Origin of the sequence: Actinoplanes sp. NPDC051343, assembly GCF_044455125.1 — a bacterium.
Lineage (GTDB): Bacteria > Actinomycetota > Actinomycetes > Mycobacteriales > Micromonosporaceae > Actinoplanes.
The window spans coordinates 32,527-48,372 of the sequence record NZ_JBITEL010000025.1; the positions used below are offsets into that span (position 1 = coordinate 32,527).

A 15,846-nucleotide genomic window follows, 5' to 3' on the forward strand; every position below is an offset into this window, starting at 1 on the left:
TCAGGCTTGGACGGGCTCGGGTCACACGGGGTAGTTCGGATAAGGAACGGGAAAGGTTCAAGTGCCGGCCGGATGCTGCGGGCATCCGGTATCTATACGCTCCACAGAGATCGTCGCCCCGAGGAGGTCCCCATGCCCGATCCCCGTGCCGGCCAGCCGGCCGAGCCCCGTGATCTGATCGACGTGCCCCGGGTCGTCTCGCGTTACTACACCGGGCACCCCGATCCGTCGGAGGTCGCCCAGCGCGTCGCCTTCGGCACGTCCGGCCATCGCGGGTCGAGCCTGCGCAACGCGTTCAACGAGGACCACATCGCGGCGACCAGCCAGGCGATCGTGGAATACCGGCGCGCGCAGGGCACCGACGGGCCGCTGTTCATGGGCCGGGACACGCACGCGCTGAGCGAGCCCGCGATGATCACCGCGCTGGAGGTGTTCGCGGCCAACGAGGTGACCACGCTGATCGACAGCCGGGACGGCTACACGCCTACGCCCGCGGTGTCGCACGCGATCCTCACGTACAACCGCGGCCGCGACAAAGGCCTCGCCGACGGCGTGGTCGTGACGCCCTCGCACAATCCGCCCGACGACGGCGGTTTCAAGTACAACCCGCCGGACGGCGGCCCGGCCGGGACGGACGCCACCAAATGGATCCAGGACCGGGCGAATCAGCTTATCGCTGACAAACTGCGAGGCGTGAAGCGCGCTCCGACGCGATCGTCGGAGCACATCAGCGGCTACGACTTCCTCGCCAACTACGTCGACGACCTCCCGGCCGTGATCGACGTCGACGCGATCCGTAACGCCGGGGTCCGGATCGGCGCCGACCCGCTCGGCGGGGCCAGCGTCGCCTACTGGGGCGCGATTGCCGAGCGGCACGGCCTCGACCTGACCGTGGTGAACCCGAACGTGGATCCGACCTGGCGGTTCATGACGCTCGACTGGGACGGCAAGATCCGCATGGACTGCAGCTCGCCGTACGCGATGGCGTCGCTGATCGCCCAGAAGGACCGTTTCCAGCTCGCCACCGGCAACGACGCCGACGCCGACCGGCACGGCATCGTCACCCCCGATGCCGGCCTGATGAACCCCAACCACTACCTGGCCGTCGCCATCCGATATCTGTTCGCCAACCGCCAGGACTGGCCGGGCGGCGCCGCGATCGGCAAGACCCTGGTCTCCTCCTCGATGATCGACCGGGTGGCGGCCGACCTGGGACGCGAGCTGCTCGAGGTGCCTGTGGGTTTCAAGTGGTTCGTGCCCGGCCTGCGCGACGGCTCGGTCGGCTTCGGCGGCGAGGAGAGCGCCGGAGCCTCGTTCCTGCGGCGCGACGGCGCCCCGTGGAGCACCGACAAGGACGGCATCCTGCTCGACCTGCTCGCCTCCGAGATCCTCGCGGTCACCGGCCGGTCACCGAGCGAGCACTACCGCGACCTCACGGCCAAGTTCGGCGAGCCCGCGTACGCCCGGATCGACGCGCCCGCCACCCGCGAGGAGAAGGCGATCCTGGGCAAACTGTCGCCCGAGCAGGTCACGGCCAAGGAACTGGACGGCGAGCCGATCACCCAGGTGCTGACCACCGCCCCGGGCAACGGCGCGGCGATCGGCGGCCTCAAGGTGACGACCGACTCCGGGTGGTTCGCCGCGCGGCCGTCCGGCACCGAGGACGTCTACAAGATCTACGCCGAGTCCTTCCGGGGCCCCGACCACCTCGCCAGGATCCAGGAGGAGGCGCGGGCCGTGGTGTCGGCCGCCCTGAAGGGCTGATCTTCTCAGCTCTCCCGGCTTCCGGCCGACAGGTATGCCGCAGACATACCGACTAGCCGGGAGCCGTAGGACGCCGATGAGTGAACGCGTGGTGGCCGGCGGCCGGACGGCGGGGCTGATCCCGCTGCTTGCCGCGGCGGTCACGACCCTGGCGGTCGTCGCCTGGCTGGCCGGCGGCCGGCCCGGCGGCACCCTGGTCGGCCTGCTCGGCGGACCGATCGCGCTGCTCGCCGGCACGGTCGCCTGCCAGCGGATCGGCTCGATGGTCATGCTCCCACGGCCGGTCCGAGGCTTCTGGCGGCGCTACTCCCACGCCGGCATCGTGCTGGTCATCGCCGCGGTCGTCGCGGTCGTGCGCCACAACGCCGACCCCGGCCTCTCGGTGTACGTGGCCGGCCCGGCCGTGCTCGGCGTGCTGATGGCGATGTCGGCCTACGGCTACCTTCCGTTCGGCCGGCGCGGCGTGGTCGCCTGGACCCGGCTGCTGATCGACGGGGCCACGGTCGCGGTCTGCGGTGCCCTGGTCTTCTGGTACGTCGTGCTGGATCTCGCCCCCGCGAACGTCGAGCTGGCGACCCGGATCGGCGCGGCCGCGGTCGCGGTCGCCGGGCTGCTCGCCCTGGTCGTGACCGGCGCCGCCGCGACCAGCGCCGAACGCGCGGTCGACCCGATCTCGCTGCGTATCCTGGCTGCCGGTCCGGCGATCGGGATCGCCGCCGCCACCGCGCTGGTCGCCGGGGGTGAGGCCGGCCGGATGTGGTTCTCCCCGCTCGCCCTTCCGCTCTCCGCACTGTCGATGGCCGCCGCCGCGTACCGCCAGCGGCGCATGCTCGGCCGCCCGGCGGCCGTCCGGTCCCGGCGCAGCCGCGCCACCCATTCGATGCCGTTCCTGGCGGTCGCCGCCACGATCGGCCTGGTCGTCACCGTCTCGCTCGAACAGATGACCGGCCGCCAGCGCGGCGTGATCATCGGCGCGGTGCTGATCGCCTTCCTGGTCGTCGCCCGCCAGCTGCTCGGCCTGCGCGAGAACAAGCGCCTGGTCGAAAGCATGCGCACGCAGCAGACCGAGCTCGAGCGGCTCGCGATGACCGACCCGCTGACCGGGCTGGCCAACCGCACCCGGTTCGGCAACGTGCTGGCCGAGCGGCTCGACGCACACCAGCCGGTGACCGTGCTCCTGATCGACATCGACGACTTCAAGACGATCAACGACACGATGGGCCCGGCCCTCGGCGACCAGCTGCTCTACCAGGTCGCCCAGCGGCTGCGGAACAACAGCGCGGTCCGCGAGCTGCCGGCCCGCCTGGGCGGCGACGAGTTCGCGGTGCTGCTCTCGGTCGACGAGATCGCCGCCGCCGAGGGCGCGGCCTCGCGGCTGCAGCAGGCGCTGGCCGAGCCGTTCACCGTCGGCGAGCACCACCTGCTCGCCAACGCCAGCGTCGGCGTCGCGATCGCCGGCCAGGGCGACGGCGCCGACGAGGTGCTCCGCAACGCCGACATCGCCATGTACGCGGCCAAGGAGGCCGGCAAGGCGGCCTGGGTCCGGTTCGAGCCCCGCATGCGCCAGGAGGTCGTCAACCACGCCCGCCTCGGCAGCGAACTCCACAACGCGATCATCCGGCACGAGCTGTTCCTGCTCTACCAACCGGTCTTCGACATCGTCACCGGCCGTCTGCACGGCGTGGAGGCACTGGTCCGCTGGAAGCACCCGGTCCGCGGCCTCGTCTCGCCGGGCGACTTCATCCCGGTCGCCGAACGCTCCGGGCTGATCGTGCCGCTCGGCGCCTGGGTGCTCCGCGAGGCGTGCTCGCAGCTGGCCGCCTGGCAGGCCGAACACGGCGACGGCGCGATCGCCGCGATCAACGTGAACGTGGCGGTACGCCAGCTGCGTGAGCCCGGTTTCGTCGACGAGGTGGCGGCGGTGCTGTCGGAGACCGGCCTGCTGCCCCGCAACATCGTCCTCGAGGTCACCGAGTCGTCGGTCGCCGACGGTCGCCAGGTCCGCGAGACGCTGCAGGCGTTGCACGAGATGGGCGTACGGCTGGCGCTGGACGACTTCGGCACCGGGCACTCGTCGCTCAGCCTGCTGCGGGCGTTCCCGGTCGACGTGCTGAAGCTCGACAAGTCGTTCGTCGACGGCATCGCCGACGGCGAGGACCGCGGCCGCCTGGCGGTGGCGGCGGCGGTGGCCCAGCTGGCCGAGTACCTCCAGCTGTCGGCGGTCGCCGAGGGCATCGAGAGCGAGGCCCAGCTGGAGCGCCTGCGCGACATGGGCTACCGGCTCGGCCAGGGCTTCTTCATGGCCAGGCCGCTCCCGGCCGAGGAGGCCGGCGCCCTGATGGCAGCGCCGACCCCCGTCCGCAGCTAGGTCAGGCGTCTACTTCGTTGCGCTCGTCGGTGGCCCACATCGTGTGGAAGGCGCCTTCCTTGTCCACCCGGTGGTAGGTGTGCGCTCCGAAGAAGTCGCGCTGGCCCTGGATCAGCGCGGCCGGCAGGCGCTTGGCCCGCAGACCGTCGTAGTACGCCAGCGCCGATGCGAACCCCGGCGCCGGGATGCCCTGCGCCGCCGCGGTCGCCACGACCCGGCGCCACGCGTCCTGGGCACCGCTCACCGCGTCCAGGAAGTAGTCGTCGACCAGCAGCGTGGCCAGCGACGGCGACTTGTCGTACGCCTGCTTGATGTAGTCGAGGAACTTGGCCCGGATGATGCAGCCGGCCCGCCAGATCTTGGCCATCGCACCCGGGTCGATCTCCCAGCCGTACTCCGCCGAGGCGGCCTGGATCTGCTGGAAGCCCTGCGCGTACGCCACGATCTTGGAAGCGAACAGCGCCTGCTCGACGTCGTCCTGCAGGTTGCCCTCGTGCGAACCGGCCCCCGCCGACGGGCCCGGGAGTCCGGCGTCGGCCGCCGCCTTGCGCACGTCCGCCCCGCCCGATAGCGCGCGGGCGAAGACCGACTCGGCGATGCCGCTGACCGGGACTCCGAGGTCGAGGGCGGCCTGCACGGTCCACCGGCCGGTGCCCTTCTGCTCGGCCTGGTCGAGCACGATGTCGACGAACGGCTGGCCGGTCGCGGCGTCGGTCTGCTTGAGCACCTCGGCCGTGATCTCGATCAGGTACGACCCGAGGCGGCCTTCGTTCCACCCCCGGAACACGTCGGCGATCTCGGCCGGTGAGTGGCCGCCGACCTGGCGCAGCAGGTCGTACGCCTCGGCGATGAGCTGCATGTCGGCGTACTCGATGCCGTTGTGCACCATCTTGACGAAGTGGCCGGCCCCGTCCGGGCCGACGTGCACGCAGCACGTCTCGCCGTCGTCGGCCTTGGCCGCGATGTCCTCCAGGAGCGGTCCCAGCGCCTGGTACGACTCCTTCGACCCGCCCGGCATGATCGACGGGCCGTGCAGCGCGCCCTCCTCGCCGCCCGACACGCCGGTGCCGACGAAGTGCAGGCCGCGCTCGCGCAGGGCCGCCTCCCGCCGCCGGGTGTCCAGGTAGTGGGCGTTGCCGGCGTCGATGAGCATGTCGCCCTCTTCGAGCAGGGGCGCGAACTCGTCGATCACCGCGTCGGTGGGGCCGCCCGCCTTGACCATGATGATCACGCGGCGTGGCCGCTCGAGGCTGGCCACGAAGTCCTCGGCCGTCTCGGCCGGCAGGAAGGTTCCCTCGTGCCCGTAGGAGTCCACCAGCTCCTTGGTCCGGCCGTACGAGCGGTTGTGCACGGCGACCGTGTGACCGTGCCGGGCGAAGTTGCGCGCGAGGTTGCGCCCCATCACCGCAAGACCGGTGACTCCGATCTGCGCCTTCTCGGACATGAGAGTGACGTCCTTCCTGACTCTGCGGACCTGTGTCCGGTCGAACTGTGCCTTTCATTCTTACGGGATCCTGATGATCACGGTTCGATCTCTCAACCCGCGGACCAATCAGCCGATGTGCGTCGGAGTGAAGAACGGACGGAGATGGTTCGTGGCCGTGACCGGCCTCGCCACCGTCGCGCACCCGTTTCTCTCCTCGGACGCCCGGGCTCTGACCTATTTCGTCTCGGCCGCGCTCAATCTCCCGCCCATCTTCCTCGTGCTGCGCCGGGCGCCGCGCGGGGCCCGGGCCCCGTGGGCGCTCCTGCTCGCCGCCATGACGGTCCTTTCGGCAGGTAACGCGGTCAACGTGGTCGGCGGGACGGCCCTGTCGGGGACGGCCGAGATGTGCGTCACGATCGGCCACGGCTGCCTGCTCGCGGCCGCGATCGCCCTGGTGCTGCTGCGCGGCCGCAACGACATCGGCGGCATCCTCGACCTCTCGGTGGCCGCGGTCGCGGTCGGCGGCCTCGCCTGGACCACGCTGCTCTACCCGAGGCTGCGGGAGCTCGGCGCGGCCACCGGCGACCAGACGGCGATCCTGGTCAGCATCCTGGTGCTGGCCGGCGTGCTCGGGGCCCTGCTGCGGCTCTGGCTGACCGACCGGCGTCAGCCGACCATCGGCTGGTTCCTGACCGCGCTGGTGCTCGCCCTGATCGCCAACACCCTCCTCGCCCGCCTTCAGGGCAACATCGTCACCGGTCGCGGCGGCGCCATCGAAGTGATCTTCATGGTCGCGTACGCCGGCGTCGGCCTGGCCGTGCTGTCGCCGAAGGTCGACGAGCTCATGCGTCCCGGCCCGGCCCCGGCCGACCAGCTCACCATCGGCCGCCTGATCTTCCTCGGGCTGGCCCTGCTCGCCGACCCGGTGGCGGGCGGCGTCCGGCAGATGCTCGGCCTGCCGGCCGACGGCCCGCTGCTGACCATCGGCAGCCTGCTCGTCACACCGCTGGTGATGATCCGGGTCGGCCGGCTGGCCCGGCAGCGCCAGCAGGCCGAGCACCGGCTGCGCCACCAGGCCACCCACGACCAGCTCACCGGCCTGCCCAACCGGGCGGAACTGCTGGTCCGCCTCACCTCGGCGCTGCGGGCCGAGCGCGGCGGCGAACCCGCCGTGGTCCTGCTCTTCTGCGACCTCAACGGCTTCAAACAGGTGAACGACCGGCTCGGCCACGAGGCCGGCGACCAGCTGCTGGCCGAGGTCTCGGCCCGGCTGGGTGCCGGCCTGCGGTCCGGCGACACCGTGGCCCGGTACGGCGGGGACGAGTTCCTGGTCCTCGCGTCCGCACCGGGCGAGCAGGCCGAGACCGCCGACCGCCTCACCCGGCACGTCGGGAACGCTCTGGCCGCGCCGTTCCTGCTGGCCGGCGAGCGGGTCACGGTCGGCGCCAGCATCGGTGCCGTGGTCTCCGACGGCCGGCTCGGACCGGACGAACTGATCTCCCACGCCGACCGCGCCATGTATGGGGCAAAGCAGCAACATCGGTCGGGGGTGCGCACCGGTTAAGATCCGGGCGGCGTACTCTTCCAGCCATGCCGAAAGGACCCGGGCCGAGATGAGGCGCGGCGAGATCTGGACCATCGGCAACCGCACCGACCTTCGCTACCGCGTGCTCGTGCTCTCCGGCGACATGTTCAACGATCGCAAGAACGCGGCACCCTTCTGCGCACCGATCGTCCGCCAGCGCGGCGCCACCGAGTTGCCGCCGTTCGCGGTGGCCCTCAGCGAGCAGGATCCGATAACCGGCGTCGTCGTGGTCAACCGCATGCGCCGCCTGCCCGCCGGGATCGGCGCCGAGCGGCTCGGCATGGTGACCGGCGCCAGCATGGTCCGTCTCACCGAGGCCATGCGCGACCTGTTCGAGATCTGAGAGATCGCAAAACCCTCGACGCACTCCATCGGCTGACGCCCTGCCGGGTGACCTGTGTGGCACGTCACCGCAGGTCCGGGACCGGCCCGGATGATCGGCTGATGCGGCTCCGCCGGTCCGCGGCGTAAGCAGGAACCGCATCCGGCTTGGGGAGGAACGAACGGTGAACGGCGTCTACGCGGAGGCGGTCGGCTATCTACGCCCGGCCGCCGGTGAAGCCGGCCGCAGCACGATCGACCGGGCGGTCGGTCTGCTGGCCGGCCGGGCCCGCTGCCGGGTTTCCGAGGCCCACCGCCACCTGCTGCGAACGGCGGCCGACCGGCGCCAGGAGGTGGTCGACGTCGCCGCGTCGGTGCTCCGGCTGCTCGACACCGCCGACCCGGCCGGCCGGCCCGAATCCCTGCCGCGGCTGGTCGATTCCGCGCTCGACGGCACGCCCCCGGTCCCGCCGATCGCCCCGATCCGGCGGTTCGAGCCGTGGGTGGCCATGGTGCAGCGGGTCGTCGACGTCGTGCCCGGCATGACGGCCTTCTTCGTGCCCGAACGTGACGACCGCGGCGCCCTGTCCGACCTGATCTGGGCCGCCGCCAGCCCGGAGGCGATCGCGGTCAACGGCCTGCCTGCCAGCCGGCTGCTCGGCACCCGGGTCAGCGGCCTGCCCGGCGTCGTCGGCAGCGAGCGCTGGACCGCCTACCAGTCCGTCCTCGACTCGGGCAGCCCGGCCGAGGTCGCCCCGTTCCGGGCCGGCGACGCCGTGTTCTCGGTGCGGGCGCACCGGCTCGGCCAGGGCCTGGTCGTCAACTGGACCCGGCGCGACACCGAACCGTCCGGGGCGTCCGAGCGGCTCGCCCGCACCGAACGCCTCGGCAACCTCGGCTGGGGTGAGTGGGACCTGGTCAGCGGCGAGATCTACTGGTCGCCGCAGCTCTACCGGATCTACCAGCGCGACCCGGTGCTCGGCCCGCACTCCCGCGAGGAGGCCGACGCGATCGCGGTGGCCGACGACGAGTCGCTGCGAACGGCCGCGTTGCAGGCCTTCGAGCGTCACGAGACGATCGACATCACGACGCGGGTGCGGGTCGGCGGGCGGATCAAGCACCTGCGTACGGTGGCCGACGCCGTCCGCGACGCGGCCGGCCATCCGCTGCGGGTTTATGGCATCGTCCAGGACGTCACCGATTCGGAGGCCGGCGCCCAGCGCCTGGCCGAGGTCGAGCGTCAGCTCGACGAGCAGCGCCGCACCCTCGACGCCGAGCACAAGATGGCAGGCGAGCTGCAACGCATCATCCTGCCGCTGCCCGACGGCCCGATCGAACTGCCGGGTATCAAGGTCGCGGTCCGCTACCTGCCGGCCGGCCAGGAGGGCCTGGTCGGCGGCGACTGGTACCACGCGGCCGAACTGCGCGACGGCTCGGTGCTGCTGGCGATCGGCGACGTGGCCGGCCACGGCACGCCCGCGGCCACGACGATGGCCCAGCTCAGGCACGCGGTGCGGGCCCTCTCGGTGACGACCGGCGATCCGGGCGCGCTGCTCGGCCACCTCAACCACCTGGTCTGCGACCTCGAGCGGGAAACCCCGGAACTGTCGGCCACGGCGGTCATCGCCCGCTTCGATCCGGTACGCCGTGAGCTGCTCTGGGCCCAGGCCGGCCACCCGCCTCCGCTGCTCAGCCGGCGGGGCCGCACCGCGCCGTTGCACCGGCCCGCGGGCCCGCTGCTCGGCGTGGTCGAGAACGCGGTCTACCCGACCGCCCGCCTCGACTTCCACCCCGGCGACCTGCTCCTGCTCTACACCGACGGCCTGGTCGAACACCGCCGCCGAGGCCTCGACGACGGCCTGGCGAGCGTGATCGCCGCGGTCGACGACGCCGTCCGGGCGTCGCCCGAGCAGCCCCTCGGCCAGGTGGTGGCCCGCCTCCGCCAGGCCAACCCGGACGACGACACGTGCATCCTGGCCGTCCGCCCGACCACCGGCGAGACCCGCGACCTGCGCACCCACCTGAGGCGCCGCTGACCGCTCCGGACGTCCGCGTCCCGGCGCCGGTGATCGCTCCGGGCGTCCACCTCCCGGCGCCGGTGATCGCTCCGGGCGTCCACCTCCCGGCGCCGCTGACCGAAAAGGACGATCCGCCGGCGCGGCCGGATCGCCGGCCGCCTCTCCGCGCCATCGTCGGCATGACGGAGCGTCAGCGAGCAGTGACATAAAGCCAGCTCGTCGCGGGAGGCGAGGCGGCCGTCGGTGCGAATTCCCGCCTTCCGCGACAAGCGCGTTTCCCGCGGTTTTCCGATCAGCCGACCGGTCCGCCCACGGTTTCATCATTTCGAGGTTCGCCGAAGTACGGCTTCGCTCGTCCGGAGTTTCCCGAGCTGACAACGCTGTCGAGCGGTGCCAGTAGTAGTTCGCAGCTGCGTCCTTGTTCTGGCCTGGCGGCCGAACAAAGCTCAGCGGTGGCCGGGACTTCCGGCCCATGGAGGCCAGTCACAGCGAGGCGAGGGTTGATGACCGCCGCAACGATGCAGACGGTGCCGCCGGATCCCACCGGCGCCGCCACGCCGACCGAGTTCGCCCATCGCCTGAAGGCGCTGATGGCAGCTCGCCGACGCTCACTCGACAGCGTCGCACGCCGCAGTCGCGATGCGGGCACACCGATATCGCGGGCGACCGTCCACAACCTCATCAGCGCGGCCGGGGGCGTCCCCCGCCGCGACACGCTGGTCGGATTCCTACGGGGGTGCGGGGTCCCACCCCGCGAGCAGATCCGCTGGCTGACCAAGTTCGACGAGGTCTACCCCGACGGCCGCCGCGGCCGAGCGGCCTCACCCGCCCGCAGCTGCCCGGCCTAGGTCCGGTCCGGCCGATCACGAGGGAGCCAGGCACCAGATGGCCCCCCGCCGCAGCCCCCCGTGATCGGCATGACCGGCCCTTGTGGACCGACCAGCCCGCTGTCGGCGGCCGGCTCGTCCCTTGTGTTCAGTCGTGGTCAGGCCCGATGCTCGGGAAGAACCTTGCTCAACATCGCAAGGTAGCTGTCATGAGCCAGGGACAGTTCGCCGAGCGCATCTACGGTGAACCACGCGATGGCATCGTGTTCGTCTGGCGCAACGTTGACCGGAGACCCGTTCCACGCTTCAATCAGCCAGATCTGCATGTCGAACGTGGCGCCACGAACTTCTCGCAGGGGCGGACCCGATGGCGCCGCGACGTCGACGCCCAGCTCCTCGCGGAGCTCGCGAGCAAGTGCCGCGGCGGGCAGTTCCCCGGGCTCGACGTGCCCACCGGGCAGGTCCCAGACGTCCGGATACCAACGGCGCCCGGGAGATCGGTGACATAGCAGCACCCGGTCGCCGTCCCGCAACAGGCCCGTGACGATGCGGGCCCTGGGAGAGCCTTCCGCAAAGATCGACACAGGCGCATTATGCACCGGCCGTAGGCCGACACCGTGCCGTGCCGGACGGGCGGCCGCTGTCCGTCGTGACCATGGCGTTGTGCCGTCAACCGGCCTGCGGCGACATAGGTTCGGTTTGTGTCACTGACCTGATTCGATTCGTGGAACGGACCGGGCCGGGGCTGCGGCGTCCGGGGGCCGGGCCGTCAACGCGGTCGCAGGGGTCGCCTTCGGCTCGCTAACCTCAGGCGGTGATCACGCTGACGCCGGTGCTGGAGCGATGGGCCGCCGACTGCCCGTTCTGGCCGGCGGAGCAGACCGACTTCCATATCGCGGTTCCGGGTAGGCCGACGTCGCAGCAGGTGGGGACGGTGATCTGGGCGTTGATCGGGCGCAGCGCGACCGCCGATGACCTGTCGATCATCGCGACGAACGCCGCAGAGGCGATCGAAAGGTTTTTGACCTGCGACGACGAGGACTTCGCGCCGGGCGGGTTGCGGTTAGGCGACGACGACGTCGTCATCGACCCCGGATGCTGCGTCGGCCTCGACGAATGGCGCGACTGGCTGCGCGTGATCGGCGGTGAGGTGATCGATCTGGGCCATGACCCCGACCCGCTGGTCGAGCACCGAGGGTCGGTGGTCCGTGTGTGGAAGAACGGCGGTCAACTTCCTGCAGGGTCAATCCCCGACCCGGACGAACCACACATCGACATCCCGCCCCACGCCCTGCCGCAGCTTCTGGGTGCGGTTCAGCAGGATCTCCTTGGTTTCTTGAGCGCCCTGCATCCATGGGTGCAGGGCATCCGCGCCGATCTGGCGTATCCCCTGGCCACGGCCGTGGACCGGCGCCTGCAGATCAGAGCGCCTCTGGGCATCTGACGGGACTGGACCGACCGGCAATGACAGAGAACCCGGTCCAGCCAGATGTCGTAGCCGGTGGGCCCGAAGTCGCGAACATCCAGAGCGGCGGCAAGGGTTCGGAGCAAGCGCGCCAGGTACTGCGGCCTGGCCGCCGGCCAGGTGGATGGCGGCCATCGCCGCACCAGGGCCCAGACGGCCGGTCAAGTGTCGGTCTGCATGACCGGCACGATTCAGGCCGCTCGTGATGCGGTGATCGCTTCCGCGATCGCCGCGTCGAACCCGGTGCTCCAGGAGGCGCTGTTCTCCGCCTCCCAGAGCGCGTTCTGCAGGATCCGGGCCAGCGTCCAGCCGGCGGCGCGCTGTCGGTCGAGGCCGAGGATCCCGGTCATCAGGTCGAACCGGCGACGCACGGCGCGCGGTACGTTACCGGTGGCGACCACGTCGTCCCAGCGGTTGTGCAGGGCGGCGAGCAGGTCGAACCCAGGATCGCCGACCAGGGGCTTGGGGTCGATGGCCAGCCAGCGACCGGGGTCGTCGACGGTGGCCAGGACGTTGTAGAAGTGCAGGTCCCAGTGCAGCAGGCAGTCGCCGGGCTCGTCGACGACATCTCTGACGGCGGCGGCGCAGGAGCCGATGAGGCGCCGCTGGTCTTCGCCCGGGACAAGCGCGAGCGCCTGCGGGACACGGTCGAGCATCGCCGTGGCGATGTCGCCGAGGTGGCGGATTCCGGGTGGGGGCGGCACCGCGTGCAGGCCGGCCATCAGTTCGGTGAGGATCCGCAGAGCTTCCATGTCGTCCGGGATCGCCGACAGGTCGCGGTCGGCGTCGAGGCGGGCGAGCAGCATCGAACCGGTGGCGGGGTCGTATTCGAGCAGGGGAACGGCGCCGTGGCCGTGCCAGGCGGCCAGGGCGGCCGGCTCACCAACAGTTTCGTCGTTGACCGGTTGCAGCTTCAGCACCGCGGGCGTGTCGTCGGCGCGCCGTACCGGGAGCACGAGTGCGACCGCGCCGAACCGTGCCGGCCCGTCGGGGCTGAGGTTCCATCGGTGCAGGCCGGCCGCGGCGAGGTCGGGCAGGGCGGCGATCCAGGCGCGGCCGGCCGCGCCGAAGAACCGTTCGTGCCACTCGGCCAGCTCCCGGGGAACGTCCATACGGAGTTCGTAGCACAGGGCCGCTGGCCCAGGGGTTCGCGGGCGGCCGGATGCGGTCGGCGGTATATGCTGCCGGGCCTCGGGCGCCGCGGGAGCAACCCGTGATGAAACGGGGAGTTCATGTCGTCATACCGAAGCGGGTTGCTGCCGGTCGTCCTCACTGCCACCGCACTCCTCTCGGCGGGCTGCCAGGGCGACCAGCGGACCGCGGGCGGCGCCGCGGGCGCGACGCCTGCCGCGGGCGCGACACCTGCCGCGGGCGCGACGCCTGCCGCCGGCGGGAATTGCCGGTTCGTTTCGGCCGCGGAGATGGCACAGGCGGTCGGCGTGGCCGCCGTGAAGCCGGTGGAAACCGCGGGCGGCTGTTCCTATCTGCTCGATCCGGCCGACGTCATGCCGTCTCTGGATCCCGCCGCCGCGACCTTCCCGCCGCTGCCTCCGTCGATCGATTTCTCCTTCTACACCGACCAGGTGGCGATCAATGCCTTCGCCGAGGATCTCAAGAACCCCGGAGAACAGCCGGTCTCCGATCTGGACGCGCCCGCGCGCTGGCTCGACGACGACGGCGAGCAGTTGCACCAGTTGACGGTGCGGACTTCTCGTGGAGTGGTACGCATCAACGTCATGCCGCCCGGCCCGCCGCAGCACCTGCGCACCGATGACCGTGTAGCGCTGGCCAAACAGATCTACACGATCGCGCGGCCGAGGCTCACCTGAGAACCGGCGACGTAGACGCGGAGCGGGCGCTGCAGGGTGGTGATGTCGGTCGTCGGGTCGCCGGGGACCAGCAGGAGGTCGGCGTCGTGGCCGGGGCGGATGCGGCCCTTGCGGCCGTCGGCCCGGCACGCCTCGGCTGCCCGGGCGGTGGCCGCGGTCAGGGCGTCGGTCGGGGTCAGCCCGCTCACCGCGTACTCCTCAAGCGTGCGCGGCAGGATGCCGTGCGGCTTCGCCGGGCCGAGACCGGCGTCGGAGCCGGCGATGATTTTGACCCCGGCTCGATGCAACCGGGTGACGCCGTCCTGGAGGATAGCCTGGGTGAGGCCGGCGCGTTCGGCCATGGCGAGCACCTCCGGCGGCACGACGACTGCCGGGTCGGAGCCGAGCGTCGGGCAGACCGCGATGCCGGAGGCGGCCAGGGCGTCGGCCAGTTCGTCGTCGATGTGTGCACCGGTCGGGGTGACCGACGTGCAGTGCTCGATGGCGTCCACGCCGGCCCGCAGTGCCTGCCGGACCGCGGCGTGGGCGTGCGCGTGCGCGGTGATCGGCAGGCCGTGGGCGTGCGCCTCCTCGACCGCCGCGGCCAGTTCCTCGTCGGTGAACTGGGTGCCCGCCGTGTCGGTGCCGGGCGTGAAGACGCCGCCACTCGCCATGATCTTCACGACGTCGGCGCCCTGGGCGGCCCGCTCGCGGACCGCCCCGCGGATCTGTGCCGGGCCGCGCACCTCGCCGCCGAGGAACCACGTGTGCCCGCCGGGGCTGGTCAGGGGCGCGCCGGCGGCGAGGACGTTCGGCCCGCGCCGGGACAGCACGGCGCCTCGCATGTCGCCCAGGTCGCGTACGGTCGTGACCCCGGCCTGTTGATGCCGGCGCAGCGAGGCCGTGATCGTCGGGCCCAGCTCGTCGGGCTTGGCCTCGGCGAGCCGGTCGAGCGCGCCCGGCCCGGCGTCCGAGCACAGGTGCACGTGGCAGTCGATGAGCCCGGGCAGCAGGGTCCCGTCGATCAGTTCCAGGTCGGCGGGGTGATCGCCGAGCCGCACCTCGCTGATGCGGCTGCCGTCGGCGACCACGACGCCGCCGTCGCGGTGCAGCCGTTCCCCGTCGAAGATCCGCGCCACCCGGAACGTCGCCACGTGTCCTCCTCGGTCGGTTGTCAACCCAGCGTGAGATCGCGGAGGGCCCGGTCCAGGGTCGTGAACACGGCGTCCGAGCCTCCCTGCCAGTGCGGCGCCGGGTCGGGCTGACCGGGCGCGGGCGCGTAGAGCCACCAGATGTTCTGCCAGGGGTCGATCATCCGGCCGAGGGTCACCTCGCCGTAGAACGGGGTCGGCGACGTGACCGTACGCGCACCCCGGTCGCCGGCCCGTCCCAGCACGGTGGCCACGTCCCGCACCCACACCTGCAGCAGCGCCGGCCGCGCCGGCCAGCCGTCCTGCCGGTCGGCGACCATCAGATCGACCGTGCCGAGGCGCAGCTGGGCGTGGATCAGCTTGCCGTCCGGCATCGGCGCCCGCGCCGACGCGTTCTCCACGACGTCGAACACGCCGGCCACGAAGTCGACGAAGCCGGCCGCGTCGTCGACGATCACGAACGGGTTGACGGCCGCGCTGCCGGTGGGCACGTCCTGGTCCGGAAGAAGAATCATGGTCCAAGCGTCGCAACCTATCCGGTCAGTTTCCGGCCGTTGTCGAGTCTTCGTTTGCACCTCCGCGTCGCCGCAGGAGGCACAGTGGATCTCGAGTGACCAGGCGACGCGGTCGCCGACGACGGTCTGCCCGGCCGAGGCCGTCGCCGGGGCGCCGCAACGCTCGCAGAGGTGCGCCCGATCGGGGTCGCGCTGCTGCGACAGAATCAACGAGAACGCCGGCGGTGAGGAGGGCCACGCCCGATGATAAGAAAAATCGACTGTGTCATGGTGCCCGTGGGTGACCTCGAAGAAGCGGCCGCCTTCTATTCGCGGGTTTTCGATCTGCGCCGGCTCTGGCAGGACGAATCGTCGGTCGCTCTGTGCCTGCCGGAGACCGACGCCGAGATCGTGCTGCACACGATGGAGCTACCCTCCGACGTCAACGTGCATTACCTGGTCGATGATGTGCCCACGGCCGTCGCTACGTACAGCGCTCGCGGTGCGGTCGTCCGGACGGCGCCGTTCGATATTGGCGTGGGACGATGTGCGGTGCTCGAGGACCCGTACGGAAATCCGGTGTGCCTGCTGGATCTGTCGAAGAAACCGAGGGGGTAGC

The 15,846-nt window shown here is 71.5% G+C and carries 14 protein-coding genes; 9 read left to right on the top strand and 5 right to left on the bottom strand.

Translation table 11 applies throughout. The features are described from left to right. Window positions 1-132 precede the first annotated feature (132 nt). On the top strand, window positions 133-1,764 hold the full coding sequence (gene pgm / locus ACIA5C_RS46240) for a phosphoglucomutase (alpha-D-glucose-1,6-bisphosphate-dependent) (protein ID WP_396067267.1): 1,632 nt from the start codon (window positions 133-135) through the stop codon (window positions 1,762-1,764). A 76-nt stretch (window positions 1,765-1,840) separates the two neighbouring features. Next, window positions 1,841-4,132, top strand: a complete 2,292-nt coding sequence (locus tag ACIA5C_RS46245) for a putative bifunctional diguanylate cyclase/phosphodiesterase (RefSeq protein ID WP_396067269.1) — start codon at window positions 1,841-1,843, stop codon at window positions 4,130-4,132. 1 nt (window position 4,133) lies between these two features. Here the strand turns inward: ACIA5C_RS46245 and gndA are convergent, their stop codons facing one another. Continuing rightward, window positions 4,134-5,576, bottom strand: a complete 1,443-nt coding sequence (gene gndA / locus ACIA5C_RS46250; RefSeq protein ID WP_396067271.1) for an NADP-dependent phosphogluconate dehydrogenase — start codon at window positions 5,574-5,576, stop codon at window positions 4,134-4,136. A gap of 151 nt (window positions 5,577-5,727) precedes the next feature. Between gndA and ACIA5C_RS46255 the strand changes: the two genes are divergently transcribed. The 4 genes from ACIA5C_RS46255 to ACIA5C_RS46270 all read left to right on the top strand — a co-directional run bounded on the left by ACIA5C_RS46255 (window position 5,728) and on the right by ACIA5C_RS46270 (window position 10,330). Beyond that, a complete protein-coding gene (locus tag ACIA5C_RS46255) occupies window positions 5,728-7,122 on the top strand; it encodes a diguanylate cyclase domain-containing protein (protein ID WP_396067273.1) in 1,395 nt (464 codons plus the stop codon). A 49-nt stretch (window positions 7,123-7,171) separates the two neighbouring features. Continuing rightward, complete coding sequence (locus tag ACIA5C_RS46260; protein WP_396067275.1) at window positions 7,172-7,486, top strand: type II toxin-antitoxin system PemK/MazF family toxin; 315 nt, start codon at window positions 7,172-7,174, stop codon at window positions 7,484-7,486. 163 nt (window positions 7,487-7,649) lie between these two features. Beyond that, window positions 7,650-9,500, top strand: coding sequence for a SpoIIE family protein phosphatase (locus ACIA5C_RS46265; RefSeq protein WP_396067277.1), 1,851 nt, complete (start codon window positions 7,650-7,652; stop codon window positions 9,498-9,500). A 485-nt stretch (window positions 9,501-9,985) separates the two neighbouring features. Continuing rightward, a complete protein-coding gene (locus tag ACIA5C_RS46270) occupies window positions 9,986-10,330 on the top strand; it encodes a helix-turn-helix domain-containing protein (RefSeq protein ID WP_396067279.1) in 345 nt (114 codons plus the stop codon). 137 nt (window positions 10,331-10,467) lie between these two features. On the opposite strand, the gene ACIA5C_RS46275 is transcribed toward ACIA5C_RS46270, so the two are convergent. Then, a complete protein-coding gene (locus tag ACIA5C_RS46275) occupies window positions 10,468-10,893 on the bottom strand; it encodes an NUDIX domain-containing protein (protein ID WP_396067281.1) in 426 nt (141 codons plus the stop codon). A 230-nt stretch (window positions 10,894-11,123) separates the two neighbouring features. Between ACIA5C_RS46275 and ACIA5C_RS46280 the strand changes: the two genes are divergently transcribed. After that, window positions 11,124-11,753, top strand: a complete 630-nt coding sequence (locus ACIA5C_RS46280) for a hypothetical protein (protein ID WP_396067283.1) — start codon at window positions 11,124-11,126, stop codon at window positions 11,751-11,753. 212 nt (window positions 11,754-11,965) lie between these two features. Here the strand turns inward: ACIA5C_RS46280 and ACIA5C_RS46285 are convergent, their stop codons facing one another. After that, window positions 11,966-12,886, bottom strand: a complete 921-nt coding sequence (locus tag ACIA5C_RS46285; protein WP_396067285.1) for an aminoglycoside phosphotransferase family protein — start codon at window positions 12,884-12,886, stop codon at window positions 11,966-11,968. A gap of 141 nt (window positions 12,887-13,027) precedes the next feature. Between ACIA5C_RS46285 and ACIA5C_RS46290 the strand changes: the two genes are divergently transcribed. Continuing rightward, complete coding sequence (locus tag ACIA5C_RS46290) at window positions 13,028-13,603, top strand: hypothetical protein (RefSeq protein ID WP_396067287.1); 576 nt, start codon at window positions 13,028-13,030, stop codon at window positions 13,601-13,603. On the opposite strand, the gene ACIA5C_RS46295 is transcribed toward ACIA5C_RS46290, so the two are convergent. Beyond that, a complete protein-coding gene (locus ACIA5C_RS46295; protein ID WP_396067290.1) occupies window positions 13,573-14,736 on the bottom strand; it encodes an amidohydrolase family protein in 1,164 nt (387 codons plus the stop codon). The two genes, ACIA5C_RS46290 and ACIA5C_RS46295, sit on opposite strands and share 31 nt — an antisense overlap. A 20-nt stretch (window positions 14,737-14,756) precedes the next feature. Then, entirely contained in the window at window positions 14,757-15,248 is a 492-nt protein-coding gene (locus ACIA5C_RS46300; protein ID WP_396067292.1) for a glyoxalase, read from the bottom strand. Window positions 15,249-15,491: 243 nt separating this feature from the next. Here ACIA5C_RS46300 and ACIA5C_RS46305 point away from each other — a divergent pair, with 243 nt between their 5' ends. Next, window positions 15,492-15,845, top strand: coding sequence for a VOC family protein (locus ACIA5C_RS46305; RefSeq protein ID WP_396067294.1), 354 nt, complete (start codon window positions 15,492-15,494; stop codon window positions 15,843-15,845). Window position 15,846: the final 1 nt, after the last annotated feature.